Genomic DNA, 15,018 nt, shown 5'->3' with positions numbered 1-15,018 from the left:
CGGGGAGTATCCATGCGCAAGATCATCACGCTTTCGCTGCTGGCGGCCGCCCTGGCTGTCTCGGCCTGCAATACGGTGGCCGGCATCGGCCGCGACGTCGAGGCCGTCGGAACGGTGGTGTCCGATGCGGCCCGTCCGGACTGACGACCGGGCTCAATCGTAGTCGACGCCCGTCAGATAAAGCCCGTCTGACGGGGCCACGGGGCCGCAGGCCGCGCGGTCCCTCGCGGCCAGCACCCGCGCCACGTCCGACACCTGCCAGCGGCCCAACCCGACCTGGGCGAGGGTGCCGGTCATGGAGCGGACCTGGCGATGCAGAAAGCTGCGCGCCGCGAACACCAGATGCACCTCCTCGCCGACGCGGGTGACGCTGGCGATGTCCAGCGTCTTGACCGGCGATTTGGACTGGCAGTTCACATCCCGGAAGGTGGTGAAGTCGTGTAGCCCCACCAGGGCCTGGGCCGCCCGGTGCATGGCGGCCTCGTCCATCGGCTGGCGGATATGCCAGATCCGTCCCTGGTCCAGAGCCGGACGGCCGGGACGATTAAGAATGCGATACAGATAGCGCCGCCCAGTGGCCGAAAACCGGGCGTGGAACTCCGGGTCCACCTCGATACAGTCCAGCACCGCCACCGCCTCCTGCACCAGATGGGCATTCAGGGCATTCATGACCGTTGCAGCGGGCCAGGCCTTGTCCAGATCGAAGGTGACCACCTGTCCCGTGGCATGGACGCCGGTGTCGGTGCGCCCGGCTGCGGCCAGGCGGATCGTCTGGCCGCAGAAGGCGGTGATGGCCGTCTCGACCGCGCCCTGGACCGTCGGCTGGCCCGCCTGGACCTGAAACCCGTTGTAGGCCCCGCCGTCGTATTCCAGGGTCAGTCGATAACGGGGCATCAGGACAGGACGGTGCCCGGCGCTATGGGGAACCCTCGCAACAGGTCGCTCGCCTCCTGCGCCGCCTTGCCGGGACGCTGAACACGCAGCAGCCGGACCGCGCCCTGGCCGCAGCCCACGGTCAATGCGCCGTCGATCACCTGACCGGCGGCGTGACCCTCGGACGCTGCAACCTGGGACAGCAGGGCCTTTATGCGCACCGGGCCATCGGGGCCCCCGACCTCGAACCAGGCCCCCGGAAAGGGTGACAGGCCCCGGATGTGGGCATCGACCTCGGCCGCCGGTCGGGTCCAGTCGATGCGGGCCTCGGCGGAGGTGATCTTCTTGGCATAGGTGGGCTCGCCGACCTGTTCGGTCTCGGTCACGCCGCCGCGTTCGATGGCGGCCAGGGCGCGTGGCCACAGGCTGGCACCGGTCACGGCCATCCTCCCGGACAGGCTGGCGGCCGTGTCGTCGGCATGGATGTCCATCACCTCGGACAACAGGATGGGCCCTTCGTCCAGGCCCAGCGACATCCGCATGATCTGGACGCCCGTCTGCTGATCGCCCGCCATGATGGCCCGCTGGATGGGGGCCGCCCCACGCCAGCGCGGCAACAGCGACCCATGCAGGTTGAAGCAGCCGAGCCGTGGTGCCTCCAGCACCTCGGCCTTCAGGATCTGGCCATAGGCGACCACACAGGCGGCATCCAGATCCAGGCTTTGGAAGGTGGCGATGGCCTCGGCCGACTTCATGCTGTCGGGGGTGAAGACCGGCAGGCCCATGGCCTCGGCAAAGGCCTGCACCGGCGACGGCGTCAGCTGCTGGCCCCGGCCGCGCGGACGCGGCGGCTGGGAATAGACGGCCACGATCTCGTGCCCGGCGGCGATCAGCTCAGCCAGCGACGGCACGGCGAAGTCGGGAGTTCCCATGAAGGCAAGACGCATGGCCGGGGTGTGCCCCAGCCTCCTCCGATGGGCAAGCGCTGTCCAAGGGCCATGACGCCGCCGTCCGATAGGGATATGCGAATGGCATGACCCAGACTGATCTCGATCGCTATCGCCCCAATGTCGGGGTGGTCCTGTTCAATGCCCATGGCCAGGCCTGGTACGGCCTGCGCGCGGGGACGACCGGCGACTGGCAGTTTCCTCAGGGCGGCGTCGACAAGGGCGAGGATCTGGAGATCGCGGCCCGGCGCGAACTGTATGAGGAGACCGGCGTGCGCTCTGTCGAAATCCTGGGTCGGACCGAGGGCTGGATCACCTATGACTTTCCGCCCGACTATGGCGGGTCGAAGGCGGCGCGAGGCTTCGCGGGCCAGAAGCAGGTCTGGTTTGCCATGCGGTTCACCGGCGACGAGGCCGAGATCGATCTGGCGGCTCATGGCGAGGTGGAGTTCGACGCCTGGCGGTGGGGCCCGCTGGCCGAGGCCTGCGACCTGATTGTGCCGTTCAAGCGCGCGGCCTATGCACAGGTTGTGGCGGCGTTCGAGCGGTTCAGTCGGCCGGACTGACCGGTGCGGTCCAGGTCAAACGAAGGGTCGTGACCTTGGCCGGGTCCTGATCCAGCAGGATCTGCCAGCGCATTACTGCTTCACCCCGATCAGCCATGCCGCGAATGCGATCGTTCAGGCCGGGCGTAGGCCCTGAGGGCCGGTCGCGGATGTTCCACGTCAGACCCTGCGCCTCGGCCGAGGCCTTCAGCGCCCGGTCGACGGCCAGCAGCCGCGTCTGGTCTCCGGTAATGACGACCTGGCACTCTGGGCGATCCGTCGTCGGCGGGCTCAGGAACATCCAGGCCTCCTGCGCCGGATAGCGATGCTCGCCTGTGGAGGTTTCTATGCCTAGGGGGACCGCAGCCTCAGCCCGGTCACGCAGCGGCGTGTCGGGTGACAGCGGGCACAGGGTGGTGATGGCGCGCACCACCAGATCGGCCTCGCCCTGCGGGTCCATTGAGGGTTGCGCCCAGGGTTCGGGCAGGGGTGCCGGGGCCGGCAAGGGCTGGCAGGCGCAGGGCACAGACGGCGTCGCGCAGGCGGCGAGTGCCACAACGGTTAGCAGGATCAGTGGGCGCATCGCCAGGTCCATTCGGTTCGCGGTCAAGCTGACGCGAACCGATCAGGCTGGCAAGCCGCCGATATCTGACAGTGGGTCGCCGATCAGGCGGCGGCGACCTCGCTGGCGGCCTCGGCCAGGATGGTCAGGCCGGCGGGGGTGACGTCGGCGAAACCGCCGCGCACGCTGAACACACGACGCGAGCTGCCGTCGATCACCGTGACCGCGCCTTCGCGCAGGGCGGTCATGAAGGGGGCGTGCGCCGCCAGGACGCCGAAATCGCCTTCGACGCCCGGGGCATCGACCTGGTCGACCAGACCGGCAAAGATCTCGCGCTCAGGCGAGACGAGGGAGAAGTGGAGTTTTCCGGCCATGGGTCAGTCTCTGTTCTGGTCGAGCGCGGCCTGAACCGCCGCTCGGGTCTGGTCGTCGCAGTCGCCTTGCGACCGAAAGGATCTAAGCGCCTGTTCCTGCACATAACCGTGCATGCCGCCGACCAGGGCTGAGGTTCGCACGGCCATGCCCGGTCTGGACATCCAGTCCTGCATCATCGGCAGATAGCTTTGCCGGTTCCAGTCGAGGCCGCAGTGTTCGCCCATCGCGCTGATGACGGCTGTCGCGGCGATCGCCGCTGCCTCATCGTCGGTCACAGGCGGGTTCGCCAACTCTTCGGCCGTTGCCGCCGCGCAAGGGACAGCGTCGCACTGGAAGCTCGAGATGTTGGCGAAGATCACGTCGCGGGCTTCCACGCCGACTTCGCGGATCACATCAGCGTCCTGAGCCTGTGCGGCCATGGCGCACAGCGAGGCGGCCGCCACCGTTGCGATGACGACCGCCGCTTTCATCAGGCTGCGTCCGCAGCCAGTTTCTGGGCCTTCTCGACGGCTTCCTCGATGGCGCCGACCATGTAGAAGGCGGCTTCCGGCAGGTGGTCGTATTCACCGGCCACGATGCCCTTGAACGAGCGGATCGTGTCTTCCAGGCTGACGAACTTGCCCGGCGAGTTGGTGAACTGTTCGGCCACGAAGAAGGGCTGCGACAGGAAGCGGCTGATCTTGCGGGCGCGGCTGACGACCAGCTTGTCGTCTTCCGACAGCTCGTCCATGCCGAGGATGGCGATGATGTCCTTCAGCGCCTTGTACTGCTGCAGCACTTCCTGAACCGAGCGGGCGACGTTGTAGTGCTCTTCGCCGATGATCAGCGGGTCCATGATCCGCGAGGTGGAGTCCAGCGGATCCACGGCGGGGAAGATCGCCTGGGCGGCGATGTCGCGGCTCAGAACGGTACGGGCGTCCAGGTGGGCGAAGGAGGCGGCCGGGGCCGGGTCGGTCAGGTCGTCGGCGGGAACGTAGATGGCCTGGATCGAGGTGATCGAGCCCTTCTTGGTGGAGGTGATCCGCTCCTGCAGATTGCCCATCTCGGTCGCCAGGGTTGGCTGATAGCCCACCGCCGACGGGATACGGCCCAGCAGAGCCGACATTTCCGAACCGGCCTGGGTGAAGCGGAAGATGTTGTCGACGAACAGCAGGACGTCCTTGCCCTCTTCGTCACGGAAATATTCGGCCTGGGCCAGGCCGGTCAGGGCGACGCGGGCACGGGCACCGGGGGGCTCGTTCATCTGGCCATAGACCAGGGCGCATTTCGAGCCTTCGGTCGAGCCACCGTTCTTGGTCGGGTCCACGTTGACGTTGGACTCGATCATCTCGTGATACAGGTCGTTGCCCTCGCGGGTGCGCTCACCCACGCCGGCCAGAACCGAATAACCGCCATAGGCCTTGGCGATGTTGTTGATCAGTTCCTGCATGGTGACGGTCTTGCCGACGCCAGCGCCGCCGAACAGGCCGGTCTTGCCGCCCTTGGTATAGGGGCACATCAGGTCGATGACCTTGATCCCGGTGACCAGGATTTCCGACGAGGTCGACTGTTCCTCGAAGCTGGGGGCCTCGCGGTGGATCGGGCGATACATCGTCGTCTTGATCGGGCCCTGTTCGTCGATCGGCTGGCCGACGACGTTCATGATACGGCCCAGGGTGCCGGGGCCGACGGGGGCCTGAATGGACGAGCCGGTGTCCGTCACAGCCTGGCCGCGGGTCAGGCCCTCGGTGGTGTCCATGGCGATGGTGCGGACCATGTTCTCACCCAGGTGCTGGGCGACTTCCAGAACCAGGGTGAAGGGCTCGCCCGTCTTCTGGTCGACGTTCTGGGTGTGCAGGGCGTTCAGGATCGCCGGCAGGTGACCTTCGAACTCCACGTCCACGACGGCGCCGATGACCTGGGCGATCTTGCCCACGCCGGTTCCGGCCACAATGGCGGTGTTGCCCGTGGCGGCGGCGGCAGGAGCGGCGGGAGCCTTGGGCTTCCGGGCGGCGGGCTTTTTGGCGACGGTGTCGGTCATCGGGTGCGGTCCGTTTATCGTGTGTCTGTCAGCAATCGGAGGATCAGAGCGCTTCCGCGCCGGCGATGATCTCGATCAGTTCGGTGGTGATCTGGGCCTGGCGCTTCCGGTTGTACTGCAGGGTCAGGCTGTTGATGAGGTCGCCCGCGTTGCGGGTGGCATTGTCCATGGCGCCCATCTGGGCCCCGAAGAAGCTGGCCTGGTTCTCATACAGGGCGGCCAGGATCTGGGTCGTGATGTTGCGCGGCAGCAGGGTCTCGAGGATTTCCTCTTCCGAGGGCTCGTATTCGTAAACCGCGCCGTTCAGATCGATCGGGGCTGCATCGCCATCGACGACGGCGGGGATCAGCTGGCGCGGCGTCGGCACCTGCGAGATCACCGACTGGAAGCGGCTGTAGAACAGGGTCACGACGTCGGCGTTGCCGGCCTCGAACTCCTCGGCCACCAGGGCGGCGATCGGCTCGGCGGCGGCCATGCCGATGACCTTGTGGTCGCTCAGCTCGAAGGTGCGGATGATCCGGTCGCCATAGATGCGAACCAGGCCGTCGCGAACCTTGCGGCCGACCGCGATGATGCGGACGTCCTTGCCCTGGTTGATCAGGCTGTTGATCCGCTCCTTGGCGGCGCGGATCACATTGCTGTTGAAGCCGCCGGCCAGCCCCTTGTCACCCGTGGCGACGATGACGAGGTGCTTCTGGTCAGAGCCGGTGCCGGCCAGCAGGCGCGGCGCACCGTCGCCCGACACGCCCGCCGCCAGATTGGCGATGACGGCGGCCATCTTGCGGGCATAGGGGCGGGCGCTCTCGGCCTGATCCTGGGCGCGCTTCAGCTTGGCCGCGGCGACCATGTTCAGGGCCTTCGTGATCTTCTGCGTGGATTTCACGCTTCCGATCCGATTGCGCATTTCCTTGAGGCTGGCCATCCGGCGTTACTCTCTCAGCTTTCCGGGGCTCAGGCGAAGGTCTTGGCGAAGGCTTCGATGGCGGCCTTCAGCTCGGCTTCCAGCTCCTTGGACAGGGCCTTCTGCGTGCGGATACCTTCCAGGATGCCGGCGTGGTTGGAGTGCATCCGGGCCAGCAGTTCGCTTTCGAAGCGGCCGATGTCCGACACGGCGATGGCGTCCAGATAGCCGCGCGTACCGGCATAGATGGACACGACCTGCTCTTCGACGGTCAGGGGCGAATACTGCGGCTGCTTCAGCAGCTCGGTCAGGCGGGCACCGCGGGCCAGCAGCTTCTGGGTCGAGACGTCCAGGTCCGAGCCGAACTTGGCGAAGGCGGCCATTTCCCGATACTGGGCCAGCTCGCCCTTGATCGAACCGGCGACCTGTTTCATCGCCTTGATCTGGGCAGAGGAGCCCACGCGCGACACCGAGATGCCGACGTTCACGGCGGGGCGGATGCCCTGATAGAACAGGTCCGATTCCAGGAAGATCTGGCCGTCGGTGATCGAAATCACGTTCGTCGGAATATAGGCCGACACGTCGTTGGCCTGGGTCTCGATCAGCGGCAGGGCGGTCATGGAGCCCGAACCGTTGTCCTCGTTCAGCTTGGCCGAACGCTCCAGCAGGCGGCTGTGCAGATAGAAGACGTCGCCCGGATAGGCTTCGCGGCCCGGCGGACGGCGCAGCAGCAGGGACATCTGACGATAGGCCACTGCCTGCTTGGACAGGTCGTCATAGACGATCAGGGCGTGCATGCCGTTGTCGCGGAAGAACTCGCCCATGGCGGTGCCGGCGAACGGAGCCAGGAACTGCAGCGGCGCCGGCTCGGAGGCCGTCGAGGCCACGACGATGGTGTAGTCCAGGGCGCCGCGCTCTTCGAGCGTCTTGACGATCTGGGCCACGGTCGAGCGCTTCTGACCGATGGCGACATAGATGCAGTACAGCTTGTCGCTTTCGCTGGTGGCGGCGGCGTTGGTGCTCTTCTGGTTCAGGATGGTGTCGATGGCGACGGCGGTCTTGCCGACCTGACGGTCACCGATGATCAGCTCGCGCTGGCCGCGGCCGACCGGGATCAGGGTGTCGATCGCCTTCAGGCCGGTCTGCATCGGCTCGTGAACCGACTTGCGGGGAATGATGCCGGGAGCCTTGACGTCCACGCGGCGGCGCTCGGTCGAAACGATGGGGCCCTTGCCGTCGATCGGCTCGCCCAGCGGATTGACGACGCGACCCAGCAGACCCTTGCCGACCGGCACGTCCACGATCTCGCCCAGACGGCGGACCTCGTCGCCCTCGGCGATCTGACGGTCTTCGCCGAAGATCACGGCCCCGACGTTGTCGCGCTCCAGGTTCAGGGCCATGCCCTTCACACCGGCTTTCGGGAATTCGATCATCTCGCCGGCCTGGACGTTATCCAGACCGTGGATGCGGGCGATGCCGTCACCGACCGACAGGACCTGTCCGACGTCGCTGACATCGGCTTCCACGCCGAAGTTGGCGATCTGCGACTTGAGGATGGCCGAAATCTCGGCGGCGCGGATGTCCATGGTCTGGCTCTCTGGCTTTCGTCTTCAGTGCGGGCTTGCGATCGGCCCGGCAGTCAATCGGATAATGCGGTTAGGCGTCAGGCCCGTTTCAGGAAGCCCGTTTCAGGGCGAACTTCATCTGGTCCAGCTTGGTCTTCAGCGAGGCGTCGAACAGGCGCGAGCCCACCTTCACCTTCAGCCCGCCCAACAGGCCGGCGTCCACGCGGGTGGTCATCTCGGGCGTCTTGCCCAGGGCCTGGGTCAGGGCGGTCTTGATGGCGGCGGTCTGTTTGGCGTCCAGCGGCGCGGCCGAGATCACCTCGGCGGCAACAACGCCGGTGTGGCGGGCGTACAGGGCGTCGAACCCGGCGATCACCGCCGTCAGATCGCGCGCACGGCCGTTCTGCGCCAGCAGGCCCAGGACATTGCGGGTGGTGTCGGCGAAACCGGCCTTGGCGGCAATCGCCTGCAGCCCACGACCCTTGTCGTCGTTCGAAATGACGGGCGAGGTAGCCAGACGGCGCAGGTCCGCACTCTCACCCCAAGCCGTCCGAAGCGAGTTCAGATCGGCGCGCACGGCGTCGAGCTTGCCCGTTTCCAAGGCCAGGTCGAATAGGGCCTGTGCATAGCGCCCACCGACTTCGGTCGTCCTGTAATCGTCAGCCACGTATCATGTCCGCGCGTGTTAGCGTTCGGGTTCAAGACCGGCCGCAGGTTCGCGCCGATCCAAAGGCTTGATATGCTTCGAGAAAGCACGCCAAGGACGCTCCTTGCGAAGCGCCCTCTGGCAAAGCCGGGCGCCTGATACCACGGGGTCCGTCCCCCCGCAACCGACGGAAAGCCTGCCACATGACCGCATTGCCGCAGGGCCCCGCGAGCCTGTAAAGCAAACGCATAGTCAAACTGACGTCAGGACCCCCTCCCTCATGCTCGACAGCATAATCCCTCTTTTCTCCGATCCCGCCGCCTGGGCGGCTCTGGTGACCCTGGTGGTCATGGAGGTCGTGCTGGGTATCGACAATCTGATCTTCATCTCGATCCTGTCGAACAAACTGCCTGAGCATCAGCGTCAGCGCGTCCGCCGCATCGGCATCGGCCTGGCCCTGATCATGCGTCTGGCCCTGCTGTCGATCATCGCCTGGCTTGTCGGCCTCGTTCAGCCGGTCTTTTCGGTCATGGGCAATGAGTTCTCCTGGAAGGACCTGATCCTGATCGCCGGCGGCCTGTTCCTGGTCTGGAAGGCGACCAAGGAAATCCACCACACGGTCGATCCCACCCCGACGCACGACGTGCTGGACAAGAAAGACGTGGTCATCTCCAACGCCGGCGCAGCGATCTTCCAGATCATCCTGCTGGATCTGGTCTTCTCGATCGATTCCATCCTGACGGCCGTCGGCATGACCGAACACCTGCCCATCATGGTCGTGGCCGTGCTGGCCGCCGTTACCGTCATGCTGCTGGCCGCCGATCCTCTGGCCAACTTCATCAACAAGAACCCGACCGTGGTCATGCTGGCCCTGGGCTTCCTGATCATGATCGGCATGGTCCTGATCGCCGACGGCTTCGGCTATCATGTGCCCAAGGGCTATATCTATGCCGCCATGGCCTTCTCGGCCGGGGTCGAGGCGCTGAACATGCTTAGCCGCTCCTCGGCTTCCAAGAAGGAGAAGGCCGAACGGGCCCGTGCGGTCGCCAACGAAGCCGAGGCTCGCGCCCAGGCGGCCGAGGCAGAGGCCGCCGCCGACACCGGCCGCTGATCGAAGGCCGCCGATCGGATACAGAAAAGCCGCCCTCGGTTCCCCGGGGGCGGCTCTTTCAATTCGGCACGGCCTTCAGCCTTTCAGGCGAGACTCAAACAGGGCCAGCAGCTTGTTCCAGCCGTCGGCCGCATCGGCAGGCCGATAGCTGTCGCGATAGTCGGCGTGGAAGCCGTGGGGCGCGTCGTCATAGACATCGATCCTGCTGTCGGTCCGGCCGGCACGCGCCAGGGCCGCGCGCATGGCCTCGACGCTGGTCAGGGGAATGCCCTGATCGGCCTCGCCGTACAGGCCCAGCACCGGGCATTTCAGATCAGCGGCCAGATCGACGGGCCAGGGCTGACCAGCCGAAACCTGGGCCGGTGACGCTTCGGCGGAGGGGGCCAGGCGTCCGTACCAGGCCACCCCGGCGTCGATGGCCGCAAACCGGGCGGCCGCCTGCCACACCACCTTGCCACCCCAGCAGAAGCCGGTGATGCCGAACCGATCGCCCCTGGCCCACAACTGGCCCGAAGCCCAGTCCATCGCAGCGGAGATGTCGCCCATCACCTGCTCATAACTGGCGGCACCGACGATCGCCTGGATGCGGCTCATTTCCGAAAAGGGCAGGGGGGCCGGATCCTCGACGCGCACAAAGAAAGCGGGCGCGATGGCGGCATAGCCTGCCTTGGCCAACCGACGGCACACGTCGCGGATATAGTCATGCACGCCGAAAATCTCGGACGCGACGATCACGACAGGATAGGGGCCGTCGCCTTCGGGCCGGGCGACATAGGCCGGCAGGGCGAACTCGTCGGGGGCCGGCAGGGTCACGTCCTCGACGACCAGTCCCTGCGTATCCGTGACGACAGGCTTGGCGTCCTGGGCCAGACCTGCGGGGGCATAGCCCATGAAGAACAGGCCGCCCAGGCCGGCCGTGGCCAGGGTCCGGCGGCTGAAATGGAAGTCGTCGGGCGTCGGGCCTTCGGGTCGGATCAGCCGGGTCATCGCAAGCCTCGCTTCTATAAAAAAGGGGGTGGGGGACAGTGGCCTCAAGCGGCCGTATCCGTCGAGTCCCGATTGCGTGGGGCTAGCCGGCCCGCCGCAGGGTAAGGTTGATCCGCCCCCCGCCAGGTACCAGCCGGGAGGAGCCGCCGATGATCCGGTCGATGCCGTGCCGCGCCAGCCGGGCAGGGCCGGTCAGGGCGCAGACGTCTCCGGACGACAGTCGGATCGTGCGGGTTGAGCCCCCGTTCGGCGGGCCAATCCGAAACATGGCCGTATCCCCCAGCGAGACCGACAGGACAGGGGCTTTCAGGTCGGCTTCATCACGATCCTGATGCAGGCCCATCTTCGCGCCATCTCGGTACAGATTGACCAGACAGGCGTCCGGCGGCTCGGCCCAGCCACTCAGCGCGTGCCAGAGTTCCAGCAGTTGTGGCGGGATCGGCGGCCAGGCCAAACCGGTCACTGGGTGGGTCGGCTGATAGCGATAGCCCGCCCGGTCCGACACCCAGCCCAGCGGGCCCAGATTCGTCATCCGCACCGAGAACGGACGCCCGCCAGGCGTCGACGGCGCATACAGGGGCGCGACCTCGATGGCGCTCAGGACGGCTTCCACCAGTTCGGCCTGGCAGTCAGGCCCCAGCCGACCGGGCCAAAGCCGAAAGCCGTCCAGTCCCGTATCAATCTCGGTGGCGTTCCCCATTCGGATCATATCGGGACGGGTCGAGCCCAGCGAAAGGCCGCGCGGATTCGCCTCACCCCCGATGGCGCCTGGAAGCCGTGGGGTCGCGGGCCCAAATCTGCTAGTCAGTCTTCCATGGTGAACCGCCTTTCCCGTTTTCTGATGGCCGCCCTGCTGGCGTCGCTGATCGCGGCGGTCTGTACGTGGGGCCTGTCGCTCTTCTGGGTGGCGATTGGCGGCGGGTCCATGACCCTGCACGGGTGGATCGCCATGGGGCTGGGCGTGCTCGGAACCGTCGGCCTGGCATGGGGTCTGATGGCCCTGGCGTTCCGCTCGCACCGCGAGGGATGGGACGACCGCGTCGACAACCGGCTGGACCCCGGGCGCGACGATCACGGCCGCTGAGGCGTCGGCGCCCCGGAAGGGTGCCCTCCATGCTCAAGATGTCTTGACCGGAACCCCGTCGCGCGGTCCTTAGCGGCCATCTCTCGATGGAGCTCCCCATGCGCCTGATCCTGTCTGCATTCGCGACCCTGGCCCTGCTGTCCGCCTGTTCCGCGGCCGAGGACACGCCGCCGGCCACCGATGTCGGTCCTGCACCGATGATGCTGGGCGAACTGGACCTGAACCAGCCTTTCCATGCCCTGGGGACCGAGCCGTTCTGGGGCATTCAGGTGACGCGCGAAAACATCGTCTATGAAGGCGTCGATCGGGCCCAGCAGCGGACGCGCAATCCGGGCGTCGTCGTTCAGGGCAGCACCGCGACCTATACCGCCACGACGGACCAGGGGAATGCGCTGGAGATCACCCTGACGGCCACCGACTGTTCGGACGGCATGAGCGACCGGGTCTATCCGGTCACGGCGCGCGTGCGACTGGGCGAAGAAACGCTTCTTGGTTGCGCCGCCTCGGTCATGGCCATGTCCGAGCACGAAGGCCAGGACGCCGGAAGGATCGTGGAGACGAAGCCGGCCCAGCCCTGATCGATTTTCACTCGCCCTCACGTCGCGCCGGGACTATGCCCTGACCGGGTGAACCTGCGCTCGCCCGCCTTCGTCATCCTGTTTTCCGTCAGCCTGATCGCGGCCGGCGGAAACATGGCCCTGCAGTCGGTCCTGCCGGCGATTGGCCGCGAGTTCGGCCTGGCCGACACCCTGGTGGCGGGGGCCTTTGCCATCTCGGCCCTGATGTGGACCCTGACGTCGCCGTTCTGGGCGCGGATGTCGGATCGACTGGGGCGCAAGCGGGTCATGATGATCGGCCTGGGCGGCTTCATCGGATCGATGGCCGGGTTCGGCCTGGCGGCCACCGCCGGGCTGGAAGGGTGGCTGGGTGCCGCCGTCGCCTTCACGCTCATGGCCGTGGCGCGAACCCTTTATGGCCTGTTCGGCTCGGCCGCCCCGATCGCGTCCCAGGCCTATGTCGCCGACCGGACGTCCAGCGAGGAGCGGACCCAGGCCATGTCCCTGCTGGCCTCGGCCCAGGGTCTGGGCACGGTGATCGGGCCGGCGCTGGCGCCGTTCTTCGTCCTGCCTATCGTCGGCCTGGCCGGGCCCATGTATGCCTTCGCCGCCTTCGGTGCCGCGATCCTGTGGGTGGTGTGGCGGCGTCTGCCGTCCGGGGATGTCGTCCGCACGCCCAGCCCCAGCGGACGCATGACGTCGGAAGCGGGCAAGGGCCTGTGGCGCGATCCGCGCGTGCGCGACTATCTGCTTTATGGCCTGATGATCACCGGGGCCCAGGCGATCAACATCTCGGTCCTGGGCTTCCACATCATCGATGAGATGGCGGTCGGCGGTATGGCCGCCAGCCAGGCCCAGCCCTTTATCGGCGTGGCCATGCTGGCCGGCGCCGCGGCGACCCTGATGGTGCAGTGGGGCCTGATCCCCATGCTGCGCCTGCAGCCGGCCGACCTGATGCGGTGGGGAGCGGGCCTGGCCCTGGCGGGCAATCTGATGAGCGTTGTCGCTCCCGGCTATTTCGGGGTGGTCGTCGCCTATGCGGTGGTCTCGATGGGCGTCGGCTTCGCCCGGCCGGGCTTTACCGCCGGATCCTCCCTGGCCGTCGGTCCGCATGAGCAGGGGGCTGTGGCGGGACTGATGATGTCCCTGGCCGGCCTCAGTTTTCTGGGACCCCCCGTGATCGGCGTCGCCTTGTACGAATGGTCCGAACCGGCACCGTTTGTGGCCAACAGCCTGCTGCTGGCGGTCGCCGTGGCGGTTTGTTTCTTCAGCGCGCCGCTGCGACGGGGTCCGCCCGACCTGCCCGAGCGCGACGAGACCCCCTCCAAGAGCACCCCCCCTGCCTCCCAGCCGGGGCCCGAGGGAAACAGCTGAGCCGGTCCCGGCGCTTTTCATGGGCCCCCGGCTGTGCGAAATCGCACCGATGCAAACTGCTCGTGTAGAAAAGCGTGTCGGCATCCGGGCCACTTCGGACCGGATCTGGGAAATCATCTCCGATTTGTCGGGCTGGGATCGCTGGAACCCCTATGAGACGGCGGTCGAGGGGACCATCGCCTTCGGCGGGACGATCGCCCTGACTGAGGCCCTGCCCGGCCTGCCCGAGCGCCGCGTGGCCGGCCGGATCGGTGACTGGCAGCCCTACGCCCAGCTGGTCTGGACCGAGAAGCGCGGATTCCTGTTCAGCATGATCCGCTATGTCGAGATCGAGGAGCTGGAGCCCGGCAGCTGCATCGTCGCCAATGGCGCGACCTTCCTGGGTCTTCGCGGCGAACTGTTCCACGACAAGCACCGCAAGGCCATCCGCGCCGCCTATGGCGAGATCGGCGAGAACCTGCGCGTTCTGGCGGAAGGCTAGGCCTCGAGCATTCAGCCGCCCTTGGCCAGGGTGTCCTGAATGTTGATGATCGCCGGTCCCAGGATCACGACGAACAGCACCGGCAGAAAGAAGACGATCATCGGCACTGTCAGCTTGGCGGGCAGGGCCGCGGCCTTCTTCTCGGCCGCCGACAGGCGCATGTCGCGGTTTTCCTTGGCCATGACGCGCAGGGCCGTGCCCAGCGGCGTGCCATAGGTCTCGGCCTGGGTCATGGCGGTGGCTACTGACTTGACCCCGGGATGGTTGGTTCGCTTGGCCAGGTTGTCATAGGCCATGCGCCGATCGGGCAGATAGCTGAGCTCGGCCGACAGCAGAGACAGTTCCTCGGCCAGGTCGATGGAGGACCCGCCGATCTCCTGGCTGACCTTATGGATGGCCGCCTCGATGGACATGCCTGCCTCGACGCAGATCAGCAGCAGGTCCAGCGCATCCGGAAACGCCTGCATGATCGACTGGCGGCGCTTGGAGATCCGGTTGGCCAGATAGATGTTCGGCGCATAGAACCCGATGGTGGCCAGCACCATGACGCCGGCGATCCGCATCATCACCGTCAGGCCGAAATCGTTCAGCACAAACAGATACAGAATGCCGAACGCCATGAAGATGAAGGGCGAGGCGAACCGGAAGAAATAGAAGGTGGTCAGCGGCCGCGGTCCGCGGAACCCGGCCTGGGCCATCTTCTCGGCGACCTTGGGGTCCTCCAGCATCTTCATCAGGTTCAGCTGGTCGACGATCCGCTTCTTGAAGCCGTCGTCGCTGTGCCGCAGGCCGCCCGGATTGGCCATGGCCTGGCGCGAGCGGCGCTTCAACTCGTCGCGGCGCGTGGCCACCGACTTCATTCGCTGTTCCAGACCGGCTCCGCCCTGCATCGATTGCAGCAGGGTGAAGACCGTCGCGAAGACGGCGATCGCCACGCCCACGCTCAGCAGGTTCTGGGGATCGGTGAAGAAACGGATGATGTCCGACATG

19 protein-coding genes are annotated in these 15,018 nt (G+C 66.7%); 7 read left to right on the top strand and 12 right to left on the bottom strand.

The window, feature by feature from the left end; all coding sequences use genetic code 11:
• Positions 1–12: 12 nt before the first annotated feature.
• Complete coding sequence (locus JIP62_RS07860) at positions 13–144, top strand: entericidin A/B family lipoprotein (RefSeq protein WP_201101501.1); 132 nt, start codon at positions 13–15, stop codon at positions 142–144.
• Positions 145–153: 9 nt separating this feature from the next.
• Here the strand turns inward: JIP62_RS07860 and truA are convergent, their stop codons facing one another.
• Both truA and fmt read right to left on the bottom strand, forming a co-directional pair.
• A complete protein-coding gene (gene truA, locus JIP62_RS07855) occupies positions 154–894 on the bottom strand; it encodes a tRNA pseudouridine(38-40) synthase TruA (protein WP_201101499.1) in 741 nt (246 codons plus the stop codon).
• Positions 894–1,820, bottom strand: a complete 927-nt coding sequence (fmt, locus tag JIP62_RS07850; RefSeq protein WP_201101497.1) for a methionyl-tRNA formyltransferase — start codon at positions 1,818–1,820, stop codon at positions 894–896. The genes truA and fmt overlap by 1 nt, the downstream gene beginning before the upstream one ends.
• Before the next feature lie 86 nt (positions 1,821–1,906).
• Here fmt and JIP62_RS07845 point away from each other — a divergent pair, with 86 nt between their 5' ends.
• Complete coding sequence (locus JIP62_RS07845) at positions 1,907–2,386, top strand: RNA pyrophosphohydrolase (protein WP_201101495.1); 480 nt, start codon at positions 1,907–1,909, stop codon at positions 2,384–2,386.
• On the opposite strand, the gene JIP62_RS07840 is transcribed toward JIP62_RS07845, so the two are convergent.
• The 7 genes from JIP62_RS07840 to JIP62_RS07810 all read right to left on the bottom strand — a co-directional run bounded on the left by JIP62_RS07840 (position 2,370) and on the right by JIP62_RS07810 (position 8,455).
• The gene (locus JIP62_RS07840) at positions 2,370–2,948 is read right to left on the bottom strand and encodes a hypothetical protein (protein ID WP_201101493.1); all 579 of its coding nucleotides are present in this window, start codon (positions 2,946–2,948) and stop codon (positions 2,370–2,372) included. The genes JIP62_RS07845 and JIP62_RS07840 overlap by 17 nt on opposite strands.
• Before the next feature lie 83 nt (positions 2,949–3,031).
• Positions 3,032–3,301 (bottom strand): ATP synthase F1 subunit epsilon, encoded by a 270-nt coding sequence (locus tag JIP62_RS07835; protein WP_201101492.1) that lies wholly within the window; start codon positions 3,299–3,301, stop codon positions 3,032–3,034.
• A gap of 3 nt (positions 3,302–3,304) precedes the next feature.
• A complete protein-coding gene (locus tag JIP62_RS07830; RefSeq protein WP_201101490.1) occupies positions 3,305–3,772 on the bottom strand; it encodes a hypothetical protein in 468 nt (155 codons plus the stop codon).
• The gene (gene atpD / locus JIP62_RS07825) at positions 3,772–5,322 is read right to left on the bottom strand and encodes a F0F1 ATP synthase subunit beta (RefSeq protein ID WP_201101488.1); all 1,551 of its coding nucleotides are present in this window, start codon (positions 5,320–5,322) and stop codon (positions 3,772–3,774) included. Before atpD ends, JIP62_RS07830 begins: the two co-directional genes overlap by 1 nt.
• A gap of 43 nt (positions 5,323–5,365) precedes the next feature.
• The gene (locus tag JIP62_RS07820; RefSeq protein ID WP_201101486.1) at positions 5,366–6,244 is read right to left on the bottom strand and encodes a F0F1 ATP synthase subunit gamma; all 879 of its coding nucleotides are present in this window, start codon (positions 6,242–6,244) and stop codon (positions 5,366–5,368) included.
• Between the two features lie 29 nt (positions 6,245–6,273).
• On the bottom strand, positions 6,274–7,809 hold the full coding sequence (atpA, locus tag JIP62_RS07815) for a F0F1 ATP synthase subunit alpha (RefSeq protein ID WP_201101484.1): 1,536 nt from the start codon (positions 7,807–7,809) through the stop codon (positions 6,274–6,276).
• 88 nt (positions 7,810–7,897) lie between these two features.
• A complete protein-coding gene (locus tag JIP62_RS07810; RefSeq protein ID WP_201101482.1) occupies positions 7,898–8,455 on the bottom strand; it encodes a F0F1 ATP synthase subunit delta in 558 nt (185 codons plus the stop codon).
• 259 nt (positions 8,456–8,714) lie between these two features.
• Between JIP62_RS07810 and JIP62_RS07805 the strand changes: the two genes are divergently transcribed.
• On the top strand, positions 8,715–9,545 hold the full coding sequence (locus tag JIP62_RS07805) for a TerC family protein (protein ID WP_201101480.1): 831 nt from the start codon (positions 8,715–8,717) through the stop codon (positions 9,543–9,545).
• A gap of 75 nt (positions 9,546–9,620) precedes the next feature.
• Here the strand turns inward: JIP62_RS07805 and JIP62_RS07800 are convergent, their stop codons facing one another.
• Together JIP62_RS07800 and JIP62_RS07795 are read right to left on the bottom strand one after the other, a co-directional pair.
• Positions 9,621–10,532, bottom strand: a complete 912-nt coding sequence (locus JIP62_RS07800; protein ID WP_201101478.1) for a dienelactone hydrolase family protein — start codon at positions 10,530–10,532, stop codon at positions 9,621–9,623.
• Positions 10,533–10,614: 82 nt separating this feature from the next.
• Positions 10,615–11,232 carry an alpha-ketoglutarate-dependent dioxygenase AlkB family protein gene (locus JIP62_RS07795; protein ID WP_201101477.1) on the bottom strand — a complete coding sequence of 206 codons (618 nt, stop codon included), beginning with the start codon at positions 11,230–11,232 and terminating at the stop codon, positions 10,615–10,617.
• Positions 11,233–11,346: 114 nt separating this feature from the next.
• Here JIP62_RS07795 and JIP62_RS07790 point away from each other — a divergent pair, with 114 nt between their 5' ends.
• The 4 genes from JIP62_RS07790 to JIP62_RS07775 all read left to right on the top strand — a co-directional run bounded on the left by JIP62_RS07790 (position 11,347) and on the right by JIP62_RS07775 (position 14,028).
• Entirely contained in the window at positions 11,347–11,616 is a 270-nt protein-coding gene (locus JIP62_RS07790) for a hypothetical protein (protein ID WP_201101476.1), read from the top strand.
• Positions 11,617–11,714: 98 nt separating this feature from the next.
• Positions 11,715–12,194: a COG3650 family protein gene (locus JIP62_RS07785; protein ID WP_201101475.1), complete on the top strand. Its 480-nt coding sequence runs from the start codon at positions 11,715–11,717 to the stop codon at positions 12,192–12,194.
• A 48-nt stretch (positions 12,195–12,242) separates the two neighbouring features.
• A complete protein-coding gene (locus tag JIP62_RS07780; protein ID WP_201101474.1) occupies positions 12,243–13,547 on the top strand; it encodes an MFS transporter in 1,305 nt (434 codons plus the stop codon).
• A 49-nt stretch (positions 13,548–13,596) separates the two neighbouring features.
• Positions 13,597–14,028, top strand: coding sequence for an SRPBCC domain-containing protein (locus JIP62_RS07775; protein WP_201101473.1), 432 nt, complete (start codon positions 13,597–13,599; stop codon positions 14,026–14,028).
• 11 nt (positions 14,029–14,039) lie between these two features.
• Here the strand turns inward: JIP62_RS07775 and JIP62_RS07770 are convergent, their stop codons facing one another.
• Positions 14,040–15,017 carry a type II secretion system F family protein gene (locus JIP62_RS07770; protein ID WP_201101472.1) on the bottom strand — a complete coding sequence of 326 codons (978 nt, stop codon included), beginning with the start codon at positions 15,015–15,017 and terminating at the stop codon, positions 14,040–14,042.
• Between the last annotated feature and the right edge of the window lies 1 nt (position 15,018).

Origin of the sequence: Brevundimonas vitisensis, assembly GCF_016656965.1 — a bacterium.
GTDB lineage: Bacteria > Pseudomonadota > Alphaproteobacteria > Caulobacterales > Caulobacteraceae > Brevundimonas > Brevundimonas vitisensis.
This window is presented reverse-complemented; position numbering and strand designations above follow the sequence as displayed.

Excerpts from the sequence above, each read along its gene's own strand:
- JIP62_RS07785 (WP_201101475.1), top strand. The coding sequence starts at position 11,715 with ATGCGCCTGATCCTGTCTGCATTCGCGACCCTGGCCCTGCTGTCCGCC.
- JIP62_RS07845 (WP_201101495.1), top strand. The coding sequence starts at position 1,907 with ATGACCCAGACTGATCTCGATCGCTATCGCCCCAATGTCGGGGTGGTC.
- JIP62_RS07770 (WP_201101472.1), bottom strand. The coding sequence starts at position 15,017 with ATGTCGGACATCATCCGTTTCTTCACCGATCCCCAGAACCTGCTGAGC.
- atpA (WP_201101484.1), bottom strand. The coding sequence starts at position 7,809 with ATGGACATCCGCGCCGCCGAGATTTCGGCCATCCTCAAGTCGCAGATC.
- JIP62_RS07820 (WP_201101486.1), bottom strand. The coding sequence starts at position 6,244 with ATGGCCAGCCTCAAGGAAATGCGCAATCGGATCGGAAGCGTGAAATCC.
- JIP62_RS07795 (WP_201101477.1), bottom strand. The coding sequence starts at position 11,232 with ATGGGGAACGCCACCGAGATTGATACGGGACTGGACGGCTTTCGGCTT.
- JIP62_RS07840 (WP_201101493.1), bottom strand. The coding sequence starts at position 2,948 with ATGCGCCCACTGATCCTGCTAACCGTTGTGGCACTCGCCGCCTGCGCG.
- JIP62_RS07805 (WP_201101480.1), top strand. The coding sequence starts at position 8,715 with ATGCTCGACAGCATAATCCCTCTTTTCTCCGATCCCGCCGCCTGGGCG.
- fmt (WP_201101497.1), bottom strand. The coding sequence starts at position 1,820 with ATGCGTCTTGCCTTCATGGGAACTCCCGACTTCGCCGTGCCGTCGCTG.
- JIP62_RS07775 (WP_201101473.1), top strand. The coding sequence starts at position 13,597 with ATGCAAACTGCTCGTGTAGAAAAGCGTGTCGGCATCCGGGCCACTTCG.
- atpD (WP_201101488.1), bottom strand. The coding sequence starts at position 5,322 with ATGACCGACACCGTCGCCAAAAAGCCCGCCGCCCGGAAGCCCAAGGCT.
- truA (WP_201101499.1), bottom strand. The coding sequence starts at position 894 with ATGCCCCGTTATCGACTGACCCTGGAATACGACGGCGGGGCCTACAAC.
- JIP62_RS07790 (WP_201101476.1), top strand. The coding sequence starts at position 11,347 with ATGGTGAACCGCCTTTCCCGTTTTCTGATGGCCGCCCTGCTGGCGTCG.
- JIP62_RS07830 (WP_201101490.1), bottom strand. The coding sequence starts at position 3,772 with ATGAAAGCGGCGGTCGTCATCGCAACGGTGGCGGCCGCCTCGCTGTGC.
- JIP62_RS07835 (WP_201101492.1), bottom strand. The coding sequence starts at position 3,301 with ATGGCCGGAAAACTCCACTTCTCCCTCGTCTCGCCTGAGCGCGAGATC.
- JIP62_RS07800 (WP_201101478.1), bottom strand. The coding sequence starts at position 10,532 with ATGACCCGGCTGATCCGACCCGAAGGCCCGACGCCCGACGACTTCCAT.
- JIP62_RS07860 (WP_201101501.1), top strand. The coding sequence starts at position 13 with ATGCGCAAGATCATCACGCTTTCGCTGCTGGCGGCCGCCCTGGCTGTC.